The sequence below is a fragment of the Micromonospora sp. C41 genome, from assembly GCF_018070485.1.
Classification (GTDB): Bacteria; Actinomycetota; Actinomycetes; order Mycobacteriales; family Micromonosporaceae; genus Micromonospora; species Micromonospora chalcea.
This window is the reverse complement of record NZ_JAGPXP010000001.1, coordinates 75,367-94,146: the sequence shown is the minus strand read 5'-3', so window position 1 is coordinate 94,146 and position 18,780 is coordinate 75,367. Positions and strand designations below refer to the sequence as shown.

General features: G+C 76.7%; 2 protein-coding genes (1 of these 2 only partly in view). Both read right to left on the bottom strand.

Translation table 11 applies throughout. The features are described from left to right. Positions 1-32 precede the first annotated feature (32 nt). The gene (locus tag KBX43_RS00045; RefSeq protein ID WP_210882102.1) at positions 33-10,103 is read right to left on the bottom strand and encodes a type I polyketide synthase; all 10,071 of its coding nucleotides are present in this window, start codon (positions 10,101-10,103) and stop codon (positions 33-35) included. A 349-nt stretch (positions 10,104-10,452) separates the two neighbouring features. Next, positions 10,453-18,780 carry the final stretch of a type I polyketide synthase gene (locus tag KBX43_RS00040; RefSeq protein ID WP_210882093.1) on the bottom strand. Its footprint extends 21,492 nt past the window's final position, so only the last 8,328 of its 29,820 coding nucleotides appear in the window; its start codon lies beyond the right edge, outside the window — the gene reads right to left on this strand; it ends in the stop codon at positions 10,453-10,455.

The following is an 18,780-nucleotide window of genomic DNA, read 5'->3' as shown; positions in this document are numbered from 1 at the left end:
GTATCGGGGTTCGAGGTGTGCGACATGCCGGATCAGGCCGAGCCGAACTCTTCGTCCAGCAGGCTGAAGATCTCCTCGGCGGAGGCCGACTCGAGGCTGGTGCCCTCGTCGGCGGCGGAGTCCGCACCGGCCTCGGTGTAGGTCCACAGGGAGAGCAGTTCGCGCAACCGGACGCCGACGGCGGCCCGGTCGGTGTCGCCGGTGGACACCGCGCGCATGGCGTGCTCCAGCTTGTTCAGCTCGCCGAGCACCGTCAGCGCGGACGTGCTGCGCTCCGCCAGCAGCGCGCCGCGCAGGTACTCGACGAGCGCGGCCGTGGTCGGCCGGTCGTAGATCAGCGTGGAGGGCAGCCGCAGGCCGGTGGCCGCGTTGAGCCGGTTGCGGAACTCGACAGCGGTCAGCGAGTCGAAGCCCAGCTCGACGAAGCCGCGCTCGGCGTCGATCGAGCGGATCGACGCGTAGCCGAGGACGGCGGCGGCGTGGGTCCGCACCAGGTCGGAGAGCACCTGGTCGCGGTCGGCCTCCGCCGTGGCGGCGAGGGTCTCCCGCAGCGCCTCGGCCGGGTTCCGCTCGGCGGCCCGGGCCGCGCCGGTCGACGCCGGCCGCACCAGCGACCGCAGCACCGGCGGCACCGCCGCCGGCCCGTGCCGGCCGATCAACGCGAGGTCCAGGTCGACCGGTACGACCACCGGCTCGGCGAAGCGCAGGGCCTCGCTGAACAGGTCCATGCCCTCCTCGGCGCCGAGCGGCACGAAGCCGCCCCGGTTCATCCGGGCCTCGTCGACGTGCCCGGTCTGCCCGTCGCCGGTGTCGTTGACCCACGGGCCCCAGGCCAGCGAGAGCGCCGGGAGTCCCCGGTCGTGCCGGTGCTGGGCGAGGGCGTCGAGGAAGCAGTTCGCCGCCGCGTGGTTGGCCTGCCCGGGGCCGCCGAAGAGGCCGGCCGCCGAGGAGAAGAGCACGAACGCGGCCAGGTCCAGCTTCTCGGTCAGCTCGTGCAGGTGCCAGGCCGCGTCCACCTTGGGTCGCAGCACGGTGTCGAAGCGCTCCGGGGTGAGCGCCGGCAGGACACCGTCGTCGAGCACCCCGGCGGCGTGCACCACGCCGGTCAGTGGCAGGTCGGCGGGGAGCTGGTCGACCAGCAGGGCGAGCGCCTCGCGGTCGGTGACGTCGCAGGCGGCCACCCGGACGGTGGCGCCCAGTCCGGCCAGCTCGTCGACCAGCGCGGCGACGCCCGGTGCGTCCGCTCCGCTGCGGCTGACCAGCAGCAGGTGCCGTACGTCGTGCCGGGTGACGAGCCGGCGGGCCACGAGCCGCCCGAGCAGGCCGGTCGCCCCGGTCACCAGGACGGTGCCGGCGGCCAGATCGGGGCCGGACGCCTCGGCCGGGGGCGGCCCGAGGCGGGTCAGCCGGGGCACCCGGAGCTGCCCGGCGCGTACGGCGAGCTGGGGTTCGCCCGTGGCGAGGGCGGCCGGCAGCAGCGCGGCGGCCGGGGCGTCGTCGTCGACGTCGAGGAGCACGATCCGGTCGGGGTTCTCCGACTGGGCGGAGCGCAGCAGGCCCCAGGCGGTGGCAGCCGGCACGTCGGCGATCCGCTCGTCCGGGTCGACCCGGACCGCGCCGCGGGTGACCACCACCAGCCGGGCGGCGGTCAGGGCCTCCTCGGCGAGCCACTGCTGGGCCAGTGCGAGCATCCGGTGGGCGACCCGGTGCGCCTGGGCGGCCGGGTGCGGCTCGTCGGCGGCGGCTCCGGCGCAGGTCACCACCACCGCGTCGGGCGCGGCGGCACCGGCGCGTACGTCGGCGACCAGCGTCGACAGGTCCGGGTACCGGTCGGCGCCGGACCAGTCGGCGCCGAGGACGACCAGCCGGAAGGCGGTGTCCGCGCGGCCGGTGGTGGGGGCGAGCCAGTCGAGGCGGTGCAGGGACCGGCTGGCGGAGCGGCGGGCGGCGCTGAGCTGCTCGCCGGAGATGGGCCGCAGGACCAGACCGTCGACGGAGGCGACCGGGGTCGCGCCCGTGTCGGTGACGGTCAGGGCCACGGAGCCGGCGTCGGTGGCGCGCAGCCGGATCCGCAGCTCGCGGGCACGGGTGGGCCGGATGGTGACGCCCGACCAGGTGAACGGCAGGCCCGGGCGGATGCCGGGGCCGCCGTCGGTGCCCGACGCGCCGCCGGCGGGGTCGCCGGCCGGGTCGTCGGCCGTGGCGCTGGCGCCGATGGCGTGCAGCGCCGCGTCCATCAGGGCCGGGTGCACCGAGAACGCCGTGGTGTCGGTGGACGCGTCGGCGTCCAGTGCGACCTCGGCGAGGATGTCCGGGCCCGAGCGCCAGGCGGCACGCAGCGCCCGGAAGGTGGGGCCGTAGTGGTAGCCCTGGGCGGCGAGCCGGGCGTAGAGCCCGTCGAGGGCGATCGGCTCGGCGTCGGCCGGCGGCCACACGGCGGCCGGCGCGGGGTCCGGGTCGGCGGTGTCGGCGAGTTGCCCGGAGGCGTGCCGCTGCCAGGGCCGGGAACCGTCGGCCGCGGTGTCGTCGTCGCGCCGGGTGTGAATGGCGACGGGCCGGTGCCCGGTCTCGTCCGGCGGGCCGACGCGTACCCGCAGGTCGATTCCTCCCTCGGTGGGGATCGCCAGGGGCGCCTCCAGGTTCAGCTCGGCGACGGTCGCCGCGCCGGCCTGCCGGCCGGTCCAGGACGCGAGCTCCACCAGGGCCGTCCCGGGCAGCAGCACCGTGCCCAGCACGGCGTGGTCGGCGAGCCAGGGGTGGGTGGTGAGGGTGATCCGGCCGGTGAACAGCAGGCCCTCGTCGCCGGGCAGGTCGGCCACCGCGCTGAGCAGCGGGTGGTCCACCACGTCGAGGCCCACGGCGGGCAGGACGGAGCGGTGCGCGCCGGTGCGCTCCAGCCAGTAGCGGTGCCGGTCGAAGGCGTACGTGGGCAGGTCGACCGGTTCGGACTCGGGCAGCAGCCGGCGGTGCTCCACCGGCAGACCGAGGGCATGCGCGGTGGCGAGGCCGGTCAGCAGCCGGGTGGCGGCGTCGGCCGAGCCGCCGAGGGTGTCCAGGACGTGTCCGGGGGTGCCGGCGGCGTCGAGCGCGGCGGCGATCCCGGCAGCCAGTGCCGGCTCCGGCGAGACCTCCACGAAGGTCAGGTGTCCGGCCGCGACGGCGGCACGCAGGGCGGCGTCGAGCCGCTCCGGCCCCCCGTCCTCGGCGCCGGGGACGGCCGGGTCGGTGCCCAGGGTGGCCGGGTCGGTCCAGTGGTCGACGCCGAGGCCCGCCGCGTCGGCCCAGTCCCCGGTGACAGTGGAGGCCAGCCGGGCGGTCCCGGGCTGCGGCGCGAGCCCCGCCAGGGCGGCGCGGAGGCCGTCGTGGTCCAGGCCGCCGGCGGCGGCGCGGGCCCGCATCGCCACCGTGCGGGCGGCGTCGGGCAGGGACAGCAGGCCCGCCACGTACGCGGCCACGACCTCGCCGTCGCCGGTGCCGACGACAGCGGCGGGAGTGACACCGGCGTGCCGCCAGACGGCGGCGAGTGCCACGCCGACGGCGAACCGGACGGGCCGGGCCAGCTCCGGCCGGTCGGCCCAGGCAGCGTCCGCGCCGGTGAGCAGGGCGGCCGGATCGACGTCGACCCAGGGCGCGAGGGCCTGCCGGCACTCGGCGAGGGTGTCGTCGAAGACCGGGCAGCGGCCCACCAGTTCGGCCACCGCGCCCGCCGGGGCGGCGCCCGGGAAGACGAACACCGGTCCCGCTCCGTGGTTGGCGACGGTGCCGGTCACGACGTTGCCGGCCGGGGTGCCGGCGGCGAGCGCGTCCAGGCCGGCCAGCAGCTCGCCGGGGGTCGCGCCGAGCACGGCGGCGCGCCGGTCGAACGCCGAGCGGGTCGCGGCGAGCGACCAGCCGACCGCCGCCGGGGCGAGGCCGGGGTGCGCGCGCAGATGCCGGGCCAGCCGGGACGCCTGCGCGGCCAGGGCCGAGGCGGAGCGGGCCGAGACGGGCCAGGCCACCACGTCGGCGGTGAGCAGCCCGGCGGGGCGTTCCCCCGCCGCAGCGGCTGGCGGCGGCATCGGTGCGTCGGCCGCCTCGGCGCCGGCGGGCGCGTCGGCGGGCAGCTCGACGACCACGTGGGCGTTCGTGCCGGAGATACCGAACGAGGAGACCGCCGCGCGGCGGGGCCGGTCGGCGGCCGGCCACGGCCGGGACCGGGTCACCAGCTCCACGTCGCCGGCCGACCAGTCGATGTGCGGCGACGGCTCGTCCACGTGCAGCGTCGCCGGTACGGTGCCCTCCCGCATCGCCAGCACCATCTTGATCACGCCGGCCACACCGGCGGCGGCCTGCGCGTGGCCCATGTTCGACTTGACCGAGCCCAGCAGCAGCGGGCCGGCGTCGCCCCGGTCCTGCCCGTACGTCGCCAGCAGCGCCTGCGCCTCGATCGGGTCACCGAGGACGGTGCCGGTACCGTGCGCCTCGACGACGTCCACGTCGGTGACCGCCAGCCCGGCGCCGGCCAGCGCCTGCCGGATCACCCGCTGCTGGGAGGGGCCGTTGGGGGCGGTCAGCCCGTTCGACGCGCCGTCGGAGTTGACGGCGGAGCCGCGTACCACGGCGAGGACGCGGCGGCCCTGCCGCCGGGCGTCGGAGAGCCGCTGCACGAGCAGCATGCCGACGCCCTCGGACCAGCCGGTGCCGTCCGCCGTCGCGGCGAAGGACTTGCACCGCCCGTCGGAGGCGAGTCCGCCCTGGCGGGAGAACTCCTGGAACGCCGTCGGGGTGGCCATCACGGCCACGCCGCCGGCCAGCGCCAGGTCGCACTCGCCGCGCCGCAGCGCCGCCCCGGCGAGGTGCAGCGCCACCAGGGACGAGGAGCAGGCCGTGTCGACGGTGACGGCGGGGCCCTCCAGCCCGAGGGCGTACGCGACCCGGCCGGAGATGACGCTGTGCGCGGCGCCCGTCATCAGATAGCCCTCGACGCCCTCGGGTACCTCGGTCAGCCCCGTGCCGTAGCCGGAGGTGGAGGCGCCCACGAAGACGCCCGTACGGGTGCCCCGCAGCGACGCCGGGTCCACCCCGGCCCGCTCCAGCGCCTCCCAGGACGTCTCCAGGGTGAGCCGCTGCTGCGGGTCCATCGCGAGGGCCTCGCGGGGCGAGATCTCGAAGAACGCGGGGTCGAAGTCCGCCACGTCGTGGAGGAAGCCGCCCGCCGGCGGGTGCGTCCCCTCGGCCGGCTCGGGGATCTCCCAGCCCCGGTCGGTGGGGAACGGCGAGATGGCGTCCACGCCGTCGGCGACCAGCCGCCAGAACGCCTCCGGCCCGTCGACGCCCCCGGGGTAGCGGCAGGCCATGCCGACGATCGCGACGGGCTCGTCGGCGTCGACGACGACGGCCTGCGGGGCGGCGGCCGGGGCGGCGCCGGAGACCAGCTCGCGCAGGTGCGCGGCCAGCTCGGCGGGGGTCGGGTAGTCGAAGACCAGCGTGGTGGGCAGCCGCAGGCCGGTGGCCGCGTTCAGCCGCCCCCGGAAGTCCACGGCGGTCAGCGAGTCGAAACCGAGGTCCTTGAACGGGCGCCCGCGCAGCTCGTCGGGGGTGGCGTGGCCCAGCACCGCCGCGGTCTGCTCGTTGACCAGCCGCAGCAGCTCCCGCTCCTGCTCCGCCGCCGGGAGCGCCGCGAGGTGGCGCAGCGGCGCCGCGACCCCGTCCGCCGGCGCGGCGGCCTCCTCCTGCGCGACGAGCGCCCGCACCTGCGGCAGGTCGCCGAGGAACGGGCTGGGCCGGGCCACCGTGAACGCGGGGTGGAACCGGCTCCAGTCGACGTCGGCGACGGTCACGCAGGGCGTGGGCCGCCGCAGCGCCCGGTCGAGGGCGACGAGCGCCTTCTCCGGATCGACGGGCGGCAGGCCCATCCGGTTGAGCTGCTCGGTCGCGACGTTCTCGGCGGCCATGCCGTGCGCGCCGCCCCAGGCCGTCCAGGAGACGGCGGTGGCCGGCCGGCCCCGGTCGCGCCGGTTGACGGCCAGGGCGTCCAGCAGGGAGTTGCCGGCGCCGTACGCGCACTGCCCGGCGCTGCCCCACACGCCGGAGATGGAGGAGAACATGACGAACGCGGCGAGGTCGCGCTCGGCGAGGCAGGCGTCGAGGTGCAGGGCGCCGAGTACCTTGCCCGCGACGACGTGGGAGAACTCGTCGAGGGTGGTGTCGGTGATCGGGGTGAGCTGGTCGGTGCCGGCGGCGTGCACGACCGCCGTCAGGTCGGGCAGCGAGCCGACCAGGTCCGCCACGGACCGCCGGTCGGTGACGTCGCAGGTGGCGGCGGTGACCCGCCCGTCGGCGCCGTACCGGTCGAGCAGGTCCGCCACGGCGGGGGCGGCGGCGCCCCGGCGGCTGGCCAGGACCACCCGCCCGGCGCCCCGGTCGAGCAGCCAGCGGGTGACGTGGCCGCCGAGGGCGCCGGTGCCGCCGGTGACCAGGACGGCGCCGGACCACCAGTCACCGGCCGGGTTCTCGTCGGTCGGCGGCGGGGCCGGGGTGAGCCTCCGGGCCCAGGTGCCGCCGGGGCGCACGGCCACCTGGTCCTCGCCGCCGTGGCCGGCCAGCACAGCGGCGAGCCGCCGGGTGGTGGCGGCGTCGACGGTGGCCGGCACGTCGACCAGGCCGCCCCAGCGGTGCGGTTGCTCGACAGCCGCCGCGCGGCCGAGGCCCCAGACCTCGGTCTGCAGCGGGTGCGTGACCCGGTCGCCCGGGGCCGCCGCCACCGCGCCGCTGGTGACGCACCACAGCGGCGCCACCAGGTCCAGGTCGGTCATCGCCTGGACGAGGGCGAGGGTGCCGGCGGCGGCGAGGGTCACGCCGGGGTGCTCGGGCAGCAGCCGGTCCTGGCCGGCGACGACGGCGAGCACGCCGTCGACGGCGCGGCCGCCGGTCAGCACCCGGAGCCGGGCGGCGAGCGCCGCGCGGTCCAGATCCGCGGCGCCGACGCGCAGCACCAGCGGCTCGGCGTCGCCGAAGAGCCCGGCCAGGCCGTCGGCCCACGCCGGCGCGTCCTCGGCGGGCAGCACGACCAGCCAGCGGCCCGCCGGGGCGTCGCCGTCCCCGACCGGCACGGGCTGCCAGCTCACCTGGTACGACCAGCCGTCCACGAGGGAGCGTTCCCGCCGGGACCGGCGCCAGGAGGACAGTACGGGCAGGGCCGGCAGCAGCGCCCGCACCTGTTCGTCGTCGTCGCCCAGCTCGCCGCGCAGCGTGTCGACGTCCGCCTGCTCCAGGGCGGCCCAGAACTCGTCGTCGCCGTCGGCGGAGGCGGTGTCGGGGCCGGCGGGCGGCGGCTCGGGCCAGAAGCGCTGGCGGCGGAAGGCGTACCCGGGCAGCGGCACCCGCGCGGTCTCGGCGCCCGCGTACAGCCGCGTCCAGGCGACCTCCACCCCGCCGACGTGCAGCTCGGCGAGGGCGGTGAGCGCCGACGTGGGCTCGGGGCGGTCGCGGCGCAGCAGCGCCACGGCGGCGGTCTCGTCGTCGGCCAGGACGTCGCGGGCCAGCGCGGTGAGCACCCCGCTGGGGCCGACCTCCAGGAACGTACGCACGCCCAGGGCCCGCAGCTGCTCGACGCCGTCGGCGAAGCGGACGGCCTCCCGCACGTGCCGCACCCAGTACTCGGCGGTGCGGATCTCGTCGGCGTCGGCGACGGCGCCGGTCAGGTTCGACACGATCGGCAGCGCCGGCGGTTGCAGCTCCAGCCGGCGCACCACGGCGGCGAACTCGGCGAGCATCGGTTCCATCAGCGGGCTGTGGAAGGCGTGGCTGACCCGCAGCGGCCTGGTACGTACGCCCTGGTCGGCCCAGCGGCGTTCGAGTTCCTCGACGACGGCTGCGGTGCCGGAGACGACGACGGCGGTGGGCCCGTTGACGGCGGCCACGGCGACGGCGTCCTCGACGCCGGCCAGGGCGGCTCGGACGGCGTCGGCGGGGAGCTGGACGGCCAGCATCGCGCCGCCGGCCGGCAGGGCCTGCATCAGCCGGCCCCGGGCGGCCACCAGCGTGGCGGCGTCGGGCAGCGACAGCACACCGGCCGCGTGCGCGGCGGAGAGCTCGCCGATCGAGTGGCCGAGCAGCACGTCCGGGACGACCCCCCAGCTCTCCAGGAGCCGGAACAGCGCGACCTCGACGGCGAACAGGCCGGCCTGGGTGTAGAGGGTCTGGTTGAGCAGCCCGCCGGCCTCGTCGCCTTCGGGCGCGAAGAGCACCGGGGCGAGCGGGCGGGGCAGGTGCCGGTCCAGCTCGGCGCAGACCTCGGCCAGCGCCCGGTCGAAGACGGGGAACGCGGCGGCCAGCTCGCGGCCCATGCCGCTGCGCTGCGCGCCCTGGCCGGAGAAGAGGAACGCGAGCTTGCCGCCGCGCGGGCCCGCACCGGTGACCAGGCCCGGGGCGTCGCCGCCCGCGGCCAGCGCGCGCAGGGCGGCGGTCAGGTCGGCGCGGTCGCCGGCGAGCAGCACGGCGCGGTGCTCGAGGCTGGCCCGGGTGCTCGCCGACGACCAGCCGACATCGGTCAGCCGCGGCTCGGGGCGCTCGTCGAGCCAGTCGGCCCAGCGCGTGGCCTGCGCGGTCAGAGACGCGGCGTCGCGGGCGGAGACCAGCACCGGCACCAGGCCGGCACCGTCGACCGGGGCGGTGACGGGCACGGTGACCGGGTCGGTCGCGGCGGCGGGGCCGTCCGGGGCGTCCGCCGGGTCGGCGGCGGGCGCCTCCTCGATGATCACGTGGGCGTTGGTGCCGCTCATGCCGAAGGAGGAGATGCCCGCGCGGCGGGGCTGTTCCCCGGCGGGCCACGGCTGCGGCTCGGTCGCCAGCGACACCGCGCCGGCCGTCCAGTCCACGTTGGGCGTCGGCTCGTCGACGTGCAGGGTGGCGGGCACGGTGTCGTGCCGCAACGCCATCACCATCTTGATCACGCCGGCCACGCCGGCGGCGGCCTGGGTGTGGCCGATGTTCGACTTCACCGAGCCGAGCCAGAGCGGCCGGTCGGCCGGCCGGCCCTGCCCGTACGTCGACAGCAGCGCCTGCGCCTCGATCGGGTCGCCGAGGGTGGTGCCGGTGCCGTGCGCCTCCACCACGTCGACCTGCTCGGGCGCGAGCCGGGCGCTGGCCAGCGCCTGGAGCACGACCCGCTGCTGGGACGGGCCGTTGGGGGCGGTCAGACCGTTGCTCGCGCCGTCCTGATTGACCGCACTGCCGCGTACGACCGCGAGGACGGGGTGGCCGTTGCGGCGGGCGTCGGAGAGCCGCTCGACGAGCAGAAGGCCGGCCCCCTCGCCCCAGGCGGTGCCGTCGGCGGCGGCCGCGAACGACTTCACCCGGCCGTCCATGGCCAGGCCACGCTGGCGGCTGAAGCCGATGAAGGCGGACGGGGTGGACATGACGGTGGCCCCACCGGCCAGTGCCAGGGTGCACTCGCCCTGCCGCAGCGCCTGGCAGGCCAGGTGCAGCGCGACCAGCGACGACGAGCAGGCGGTGTCGACGGTGACGGCGGGGCCCTCGATGCCGAGCGCGTACGAGATCCGGCCGGACACGACGCTGGCCGCGGTGCCGGTGAGGATGTAGCCCTCGGTGCCGGGCGGCGGCTGCTGGAGCAGCCCCACATAGTCCTGGCCGGTGGTGCTGGCGAACACCCCGACCTGGTGGCCGCGCAGCGTCGAGGGGTCGATGCCGGCGTGCTCGAACGCCTCCCACGACGTCTCCAGCAGCAGCCGCTGCTGGGGGTCCATGGCCAGCGCCTCGCGCGGCGAGATGCCGAAGAACGCGGCGTCGAACTCGGTGGCGGAGTCGACGAAGCCGCCCTCGGCCACGTACGACGTGCCGGGGTGGTCGGGGTCCGGGTGGAACAGCCGGGCCAGGTCCCAGCCGCGGTCGGCGGGGAACGCGGAGTAGGCGTCGCGGCGGGAGTCGACGAGCTCCCACAGTTCCTCGGGCGAGGCCACCCCGCCCGGGAAGCGGCAGGCCATGCCGACGATGGCGATCGGCTCGCGGTTGGCCGCCTCAAGCTCGCCGAGCTTCCTCCGGGTCTGGTGAAGGTCCGCCGTCACCCATTTCAGGTACTCCCGGAGCGTATCTTCAGTCGCCATTGACGCCACCTCTTCGGGTCGGAGAGAAACAGCGACCCAATACCGTCCACGGACGCCACAAGCCGCGAAGATCCAAACCCATTCAGCCGACCACGAATTGCCAGACAAAATGGCGTTTCAGCCCCCCACCAGGTCTTACGCGCCGGACGAAAGGTAATTGTCGCCGGACGGCGGTCACAACCCCTAGCGTGCCCCTACGGGTGCCCCTAGGTGGCGGGGGCGCAGGCTGGGCCGACCCGCCCCGCGACCGGTGTGGCGCACCGCCCTCGCGGGGTGCGGCCGGGCGGGTGCGCGGACCCGCCCGGCCCAGCGTGTCACGACCGTCGACAACGGTCGTACGACACCATTCCTAGATCCCCGGCAAATTGCCGCCGGGGCCACCCAGCTCGCGGTGGATGAAATCGAAGATCTCGGCATCGGTGGCGTCGTCGAGGGTGTGCGTGGCCGATCTCTCCTCGACGGGACCACGGTCGTCGCCCCACCGGGCGACGAACGCCTGCAGCTGCACCAGCAGCTTCTGCCGGGTCAGCCGGTCCGGCGCGTCGGCCGCGAAGACACCGTCGAGCCGTTCCAGCTCGGCGAGCAGCGGGGCCGCCGCGGCGGCGCCGTCCTCCGCGAGCCGGTCGCGCAGGTGCCGGGCGAGGGCCGCCGGCGTGGGGTAGTCGAACACCACGGCGGCGGGCAGTTGGACGCCGGTGGCGGCGCGGAGCCGGTTGCGCAGCTCCACGGCCGTCATCGAGTCGAACCCGACCTCGCGGAACGCCCGGTCGGGCTCCAGCCCCGCGTCCCCGCCGTGGCCGAGCACGGTCGCCGCCAGGCCGCCCACGAGGTCGACGAGGACGCCTTCGCGTTCGGCGGGGCTCAGCGGCCGCAGCCGCTCCCGCAGCGCGGTCGCCGCCTCGTCGTCCGCCGGCTGGCGCTCGTCGTCGGCGGGCATCGCCGCGCCCGCCTCCGGGACCCCCGTCAGCAGCGGGCACGGCCGCATCGACGCGAACGTCGGCACGAACCGGTCCCAGCGCACGTCGGCGACGATCAGCCCCGCCTCCGCCCGCAGCGCCTGACCGAACGCCTCGAGGGCCAGCTCCGGGGGCAGCCCCGGCAGGCCCCGCCGACGCAGCTGCGCCTGCTCGGGCGACTCGGGGTCGTCGCTCCACGGACCCCACGCCACGGCGGTGGCCGCCAGTCCCCCGTGCCGCCGGTTCGCCGCGAGCGCGTGCAGCAGCGCATCGCCGGCGGACTGGCCGGCCCGGCCGCCCGCGCCCCACACCCCCGTGGTCGAGGTGCACAGCACGAACGCGTCGAGTGGGCGGTGCGCCAGCTCGTCGGCGTACCTGGGGACGTCGCCGACGGTGGCGGCCAGGTCGGCGGCCAGGCCGGCGAGGGTCAGCTCGGCGAGCGGCACCGAGCCGGTCTCGGCCGGGACGTGCACGAGCGCGGTCACCGACCGTTCCTCGGCGGCGAGCTGCTCCATCAGGTCGCCGAGCTTGCCCGTGGCCGGCTCGGCCAGCGGGAGCACCTCGGCGCCGTGGCGTCCCAGCCAGTCGGTGGTGTGCCGGGCGAGGGCGCCGGTCCCGCCGGTGAGCAGGACGGTTCCGTTCGGCCGGTAGCCGTCGCCCGCCGCCGGCAGCCCGGTGTCGCGGACCAGCCGCCGGGTGTGCGCGCCGGCCTCCCGGACGGCGAGCTGGTCCTCACCGTCGACGTTGACCAGCGCCCCGACCAGGGCCGCGTACGCCGCCTCGGCCGGGCCCGCCGGCAGGTCGACGACTCCGCCGACGTGCCGGGGGTGTTCCAGCGCGGCGACGAGGCCGAGGCCCCACGTGGTGGCCTGCGCCGGGTGCGCGACCGCTTCCCCGTCGACGGCGACGGCGCCGGTGGTGGCCAGCCACAGCGGTACGGCCGGGCCGGAGCGGCCGGTGTGCGCCTGCACCAGCAGCAGGTTCGCCGCCAGGCCGGTCGGCAGTGCGGTCTGCTCCGGGTGCGGCGCCTCGTCCAACGCCAGCAGGGACAGCAGCGCCGTCGGCTGGTGCGCGGCGGCGAGCCGGTCGAGGTCGGCGGCCAGACCGTCGCGGGTGGCGGTGGCCGGGTCGACGGTCAGCAGGTGCACCGCCGCGGCGCCGGCCGTGAGGGCGGCGAGCACCAGGTCACCGACCGGGTGCGGCGGGGCCACGACCAGCCACGTGCCCGGGTCGGCGCCGGTCAGCGCCCGGCGTTCCCAGGTGACCCGGTACCGCCAGCCGGCCAGGGTGCCGTCGAGCTGCTGGCGACGCCGCCACGACTCCAGTTCCGGCAGCAGCTCGCGCATCGGCTGGTCCGGGTCGAGGCCGAGGCGGCCCAGGTCGCCGTCGGTGACGGCCCGCCAGAACGCGTCGTCGACCGGGTCGGCGACCGGTGCCGGCGACGTGTCGAGGGTCGGCCAGTAGCGCTGCGGCCGGAACGCGTACGTCGGCAGCTCGGGCAGCAGGCGGGGATCCGGGCGGGGGCCGGCCAGCGCGGCGAGCACCGCCGCCCAGTCGACGTCCCGCCCGGTGCCGTCCACGACGGCCAGCGCGGCGAGCAGGGCGGCCGGCTCGTCGGCGCCGGCGCGCAGCGCCGCCACGGCAGTGCCGTCCTCGTCGCCGGGCAGCAGGCCGGCGGCCATCGCCGTCAGCACCGCCTGCGGTCCGAGCTCCAGGAAGGTGTCCACGCCGGCGTCGCGCAGCGCGGCGATCCCGTCGGCGTACCGGACGGCCTCGCGGACGTGGCGCACCCAGTAGTCGGGCGTACGGATCTCGTCGGGCTCGGCGAGCCGCCCGGTCAGGTTCGACACGATCGGCAGCAGCGGCGCGGCGAACGCCAGCCCGTCGAGGACGGCCCGGAACTCGGCCAGCATCGGCTCCATCAGCGGGCTGTGGAAGGCGTGGCTGACCCGCAGCCGGCGGGTGCGCACCCCGCGTTCCCGCCAGAGCCGCTCCAGCCCGTCGAGGGAGTCGACGGCCCCGGCGAGCACCACGGCGGTGGGGCCGTTGACGGCGGCGACGCCGACCCGGTCACCCAGCCCGGCCAGGGACTCGACGACGGCCGCCTCGTCGGCGGCGACGGCGAGCATCCCGCCCCCGGCGGGCAGGGCCTGCATGAGCCTTCCCCGGGCGGCCACCAGCGTGGCGGCGTCGGCGAGGGACAGCACGCCGGCGACGTGCGCGGCGGTGATCTCGCCGATGGAGTGCCCGGCGACGTGCCCGGGCACCACCCCGAACGACTCGACCAGCCGGAACAGGGCCACCTCCAGCGCGAACAGCCCCGCCTGGGTGAAGACCGTCTCGTCGAGCAGCGCCGCCTCGGCGCTGCCTTCGGCCGCGAACAGCACCGGCTTCAGCGGCTGCGGCAGCTGGTGGTCCAGGGCCGCGCAGACCTCGTCGAGGGCCGCCGCGAAGACGGGGAACGTGTCGTACAGCTGGCGGCCGGCGCCGGGGCGCTGGGCGCCCTGGCCGGAGAACTGGACGGCGAGGCCGCCGGCGCGTCGCCGGGCGGTGACCACCGCTGGGTGCTCCTCCCCGGCGGCCAGGGCGCGCAGCGCGGCCAGCCGGGTCTCCCGGTCGGCGGCGATCACGGTGGCCCGCCGGCCGAGGTGGGCGCGGCCGTCGGCGAGCGCCCAGGCGACCGAGCCGGCCGGGTCGTCGCCGGTCGCGACGTGGTCAGCCAGCCTCCCGGCCTGCTCGCGCAGGGCGGGCAGATCGGCGGCGGAGACCGGCCACGGCAGGGCCACGGCGCGGTGGTCGCGTCGCGCTTCGCCGTGCCCCGCGGTCACGTCGAACGCTGCGGTGTCGGCGGCGGCGACCGGCGCCGGGGCCTCCTCGATGATCACGTGGGCGTTGGTGCCGCTGATGCCGAACGAGGAGACGCCGGCCCGGCGGGGTCCGTCCGTGGCGGCCCACGGTCGTGCTTCGGTGAGCAGCGCCAGCGTGCCGGAGGACCAGTCGACGTGCGGGGTCGGCGCGTCGACGTGCAGGGTCTTCGGCAGCACCTCGTGTTGCAGGGCCAGCACGATCTTCATCAGGCTCGCCGCGCCCGCCGCGGCCTGGGTGTGGCCGATGTTCGACTTCACCGACCCGAGCCACAGCGGCCGCTCGGCGGTTCGGTCCCTGCCGTACGTGGCCAGCAGCGCCTGCGCCTCGATCGGGTCGCCGAGGGTGGTGCCGGTGCCGTGTGCCTCGACGACGTCCACGTCTGCGGGGGTGAGGCCGGCGTTGTCCAGCGCGTGCCGGATGACCCGCTGCTGGGCGGGCCCGTTCGGGGCGGTGAGGCCGTTGCTCGCGCCGTCGGAGTTGACGGCGCTGCCCCGTACGACGGCGAGGATCCGGTTGCCGTCGCGCTGGGCGTCGGAGAGCCGCTGGAGCAGCAGGACGCCGACGCCCTCGCCCCAGCCCGTGCCGTCGGCGGCCTCGGCGAACGCCTTGACCCGCCCGTCGGCCGCGAGGCCGCGCTGCCGGGAGAACTCCAGGAACGCGCCCGGGGTCGACATCACCGTCACGCCGCCGGCGAGGGCGAGGTCGCACTCGCCGCTGCGCAGCGCCTGCGCGGCCAGGTGCAGCGCCACCAGCGACGACGAGCAGGCCGTGTCGACGGTGACCGCCGGGCCGTGCAGCCCGAACGAGTACGCCAGGCGACCCGAGACCACCGACGCGCCGTTGCCGGTCGCCTGGTAGCCCTCCACCTGCGAGCGGGCGCCCAGCAGCAGCGTGGCGTAGTCCTGCCCGTTGGTGCCCATGAAGACGCCGGTGGCGGAGCCGCGTACCCGGTGCGGGTCGATGCCGGCGCGTTCGAAGACCTCCCAGGTGGTGTGCAGCAGCAGCCGCTGCTGCGGGTCCATGGCGAGGGCCTCGCGCGGGTTGATCCCGAAGAACGCGGCGTCGAAGCCGACGACGTCGTGCAGGAAGCCGCCGCTGCGGGTGTAGCTGGTGCCGACCCGCTCCGGGTCGCTGTCGAACAGGCCGTCGAGGTCCCAGCCCCGGTCGGCCGGCATCGGCGTGACCGCGTCCACCCCCTCGGCCAGCAGGCGCCACAGCTCCTGCGGCGACGACACGCCGCCCGGGAAGCGGCAGGCCATGGAGACGATCGCGATCGGCTCGTCGGCCGCCGGCCGGGTAGAGGCCACGCCGCCGGTGACCGGGCCGCCGTCCGCGCCGACGACGATTTCGGTACGCAGGAAGCGGGCCAGTTCCGCCGCGGACGGGTGGTCGAAGACGACTGTCGACGGCAGGGTCAGGCCGGTGACCCGGCCCAGCCGGTCCCGCAGTTGCACGGCGGCGAGGGAGTCGAAGCCCAGTTCCCGGAACGCCCGGCCGGCGGGCACCTGGTCGGTGGTGGGGTGGCCGAGCACGGCCGCCGCCTCCGCGCGGACGAGGTCGACCAGCAGCGCCTCCTGGCCGGTCGCCGGCAGCGTGGCGAGCCGGTTGCGCAGCCCGTCGGTGGCGGCGGCGCTCTCCGGCCGCTGCGGCTCTTCGGCGACGGCGGGGGCGACCCGGTCGAAGAGGTGGCTCGGCCGTGCGGCGGTGAACGCCGTGACGAACCGGGACCAGTCGACGTCCACGATCACCGGGGCCGCCTCGGGGGCGTTCACCCAGCGGCCGAGCGCCGCGACGGCGGCGTCGGGCGCGAGCGGGCTGAACCCGCGGCGGCGCAGGCCGTCGGCGGTCTCCCCGGCGGCCATGCCGTCCTCCGCCCACGGGCCGTACGCCAGCGCGGTGGCGGGCAGGCCCTTCGCCCGGCGGGCTGCGACGAGGGTGTCGAGCAGGGCGTTGCCGGCCGCGTAGCCGGCCTGCCCGCCGCCGCCCCAGACACCGGCGACCGAGGAGAAGACCACGAACGCGTCGAGGTCGCGACCCCGGCAGGCGGCGTCGAGGTGCAGGGCGCCGAGTACCTTGCCGGCCAGGGTGTCCGACAGCTCGCCGTCGGTCACCTCGTACGCCGGGGTGGTGCCGCCGGACGTCCCGGCGGTGTGCACGACGGCGGTCAGCTCCGGCAGGTCCGCCACGAGGGCGTCGACGGCGGCCCGGTCGGTGACGTCGCACGCCACGACCCGCACCGCACCCAACTCGGCCACCAGCTCCGCCGCACCCGGCGCCCCCGGACCCCGCCGCGAGGCGAGGACCACCTCACCGGCCCCGTTCGCCAGCAACCAGCGGGCCACGTGCCGACCCAACGCTCCTGTACCACCGGTCACCAGCACCGTCCCGGCAGGCCGCCAACCCACACCCACCGGCGGCACGGCCGGCACCAGCCGCCGGCCGAAGATGCCGCTGCGCCGGACGGCCACCTGGTCCAGGGTGCCGTCGGCGAGGACCGCGACGAGCCCGGCGCGGGCGCCGCGGTCGGCGCGGGCGGGCAGGTCGACCAGGCCGCCCCAGCGGTCCGGCTGTTCGAGGGCGACGACCCGGCCCAGGCCCCAGGCCAGGGCCGCCCAGACGTCGTCGACCCGTTCGCCGGCCGTGACGGGCATCGCGGTCCGACTGAGCGCCCACACCCGTCCGGCCAGGCCGGTGTCGGTGAGCGCCCGGACGAGGGTGAGCAGGGCGGCCGTGCCAGCGGGCAACGCCGGCGTGTGCGCCGGGGGCCGGTCCTGGCGGGGCAGGACGCAGAGCACCCCGGCCCAGCCGTCCCCGCTGATCCGGCGCAGCCGCTCGCCCAGGTCGGCGCGGTCGAGGGTGGACGACACGGTGAGCGTGTCCACCCGGGCGCCGGCCTGGGTGAGGGTCTTCGCCACGCCCGCGTCGGCGCCGCTGTCGACGGTGACGATCAGCCACCGCCCGGACAGCCTGGTCTTCGGGTTCGGCCGGACCGGCTCCCACCCGATCCGGTACGACCACCCGTCCAGCGCGGTGTCCCGGGACCGGTGACGACGCCAGCGCGAGAGGACCGGCAGGGCCGGGCCGAGCGTGTCCAGGGCGTCGGGGTCGTCGCCGAGTTCGGCGGCGAGGGCGGCCAGGTCGCCACGCTCGACGGCGGTCCAGAACTCGACGTCGCCGCCGTCCGGGGCGGCCCGCTTCTCGGCCGTGCCCTCGGGCCAGTAGCGCTGGTGCTGGAAGGCGTACGTGGGCAGGTCGACCCGCCGTGCGCCGGTGTCGGCGAACCACTGCGTCCAGGTCACCGGCATCCCGTGTACGTGCAGCTCCGCCAGGGCGTGCAGCAGCGCGTGCGCCTCCGGGCGGTCCCGGCGCTGCACAGCCACCGCCAGCACACCGTCGTCGTCGGGCAGCACGTCGGCGTTCATGGCGGTCAGGACGCTCTGCGGCCCGATTTCCAGGAAGGTGTCCACCCCGGCAGCCCGCAGAGCGGCGATCCCGTCGGCGTAGCGCACCGCCTCGCGCACGTGCCGCACCCAGTAGTCGGCCGTGCGGATCTCGCCTGCGTCGGCCAGGGCACCCGTCACGTTCGACACCACCGGCAACAACGGCGCAGCAAACGTGAGGCCGTGCAGGACCGCGCGGAAATCGTCAAGCATCGGCTCCATCAACGGACTGTGGAACGCGTGGCTCACCGTCAGCCGGCGAGTGCGCACGCCCCGGTCGCGCCAGTGCCGCTCCACCTCGTCGAGGGCCTCGACGGCACCGGACACCACCACTGCGGTGGGTCCGTTGACCGCAGCGACGCCCACCCGGTCGGCGAGCCCGGCGATCGACTCGACCACTGCGGCCTCGTCGGCGGCCACGGCCAGCATGCCGCCGCCCGTGGGCAGCGCCTGCATCAATCGACCCCGCGCGGCGACGAGCTGACACGCGTCGGCCAGGGACAACACGCCCGCGACATGCGCCGCCGTCACCTCACCGATCGAGTGACCAGCCAGCATGTCCGGCACAATCCCGAACGACTCCACCAGACGGAACAGCGCCACCTCGACCGCGAACAACCCGGCCTGCGTGAACACCGTCTGATCCAGCAACCCCGCCTCAGCGGAACCCTCCGACGCGAACAGCACCTCCCGCAACGGACGCGGCAACAACGGATCGAGGTGCGCACACACCTCGTCCAGCGCGGCGGCGAACACCGGGAACCCGGCGTACAACTCCCGCCCCATCCCCGCACGCTGCGCACCCTGACCCGAGAACAGCAGCGCCAGCTGGCCGCGCCCGGCGGCAGAACCGGTCACGACAGCCCCCGACGGCGCGCCCGCGTCGAGGGCTCGAAGCGCGGTGAGCAGGTCGTTGCCGTCGGAAACCACGGCGACGGCGCGCTGTTCCAGCGCGGGCCGGGTGGTGACGGAGGACCAGGCCACGTCCAGCGGACGCGGGGCCTCGTCGGCGGCGAGCCAGCGCGCCCACCGGCCCGCTTGGCCGGCCAGGGCCGCGTCGGAGCGCGCGGAGAGCAGCACCGGCACGACCGGCGGCACGTCGCGGGCGACGACCTCACCCTCGATCGTCTCGGCGGGCGGCTGCTCGATGATCACGTGCGCGTTCGTGCCGGAGATCCCGAACGACGACACCGCCGCCCGACGCGGCCGGTCCACCGCCGGCCACGGGGTGGGCTCGGTGGCCAGGGCCACCGCCCCCGCCGACCAGTCGACATGCGGCGATGCCTCGTCCACATGCAACGTCGCCGGCACCAGACCGTGCCGCATCGCCATGACCATCTTGATCACACCAGCCACACCGGCGGCGGCCTGCGTGTGCCCGATGTTCGACTTCACCGACCCGAGCAGCAGCGG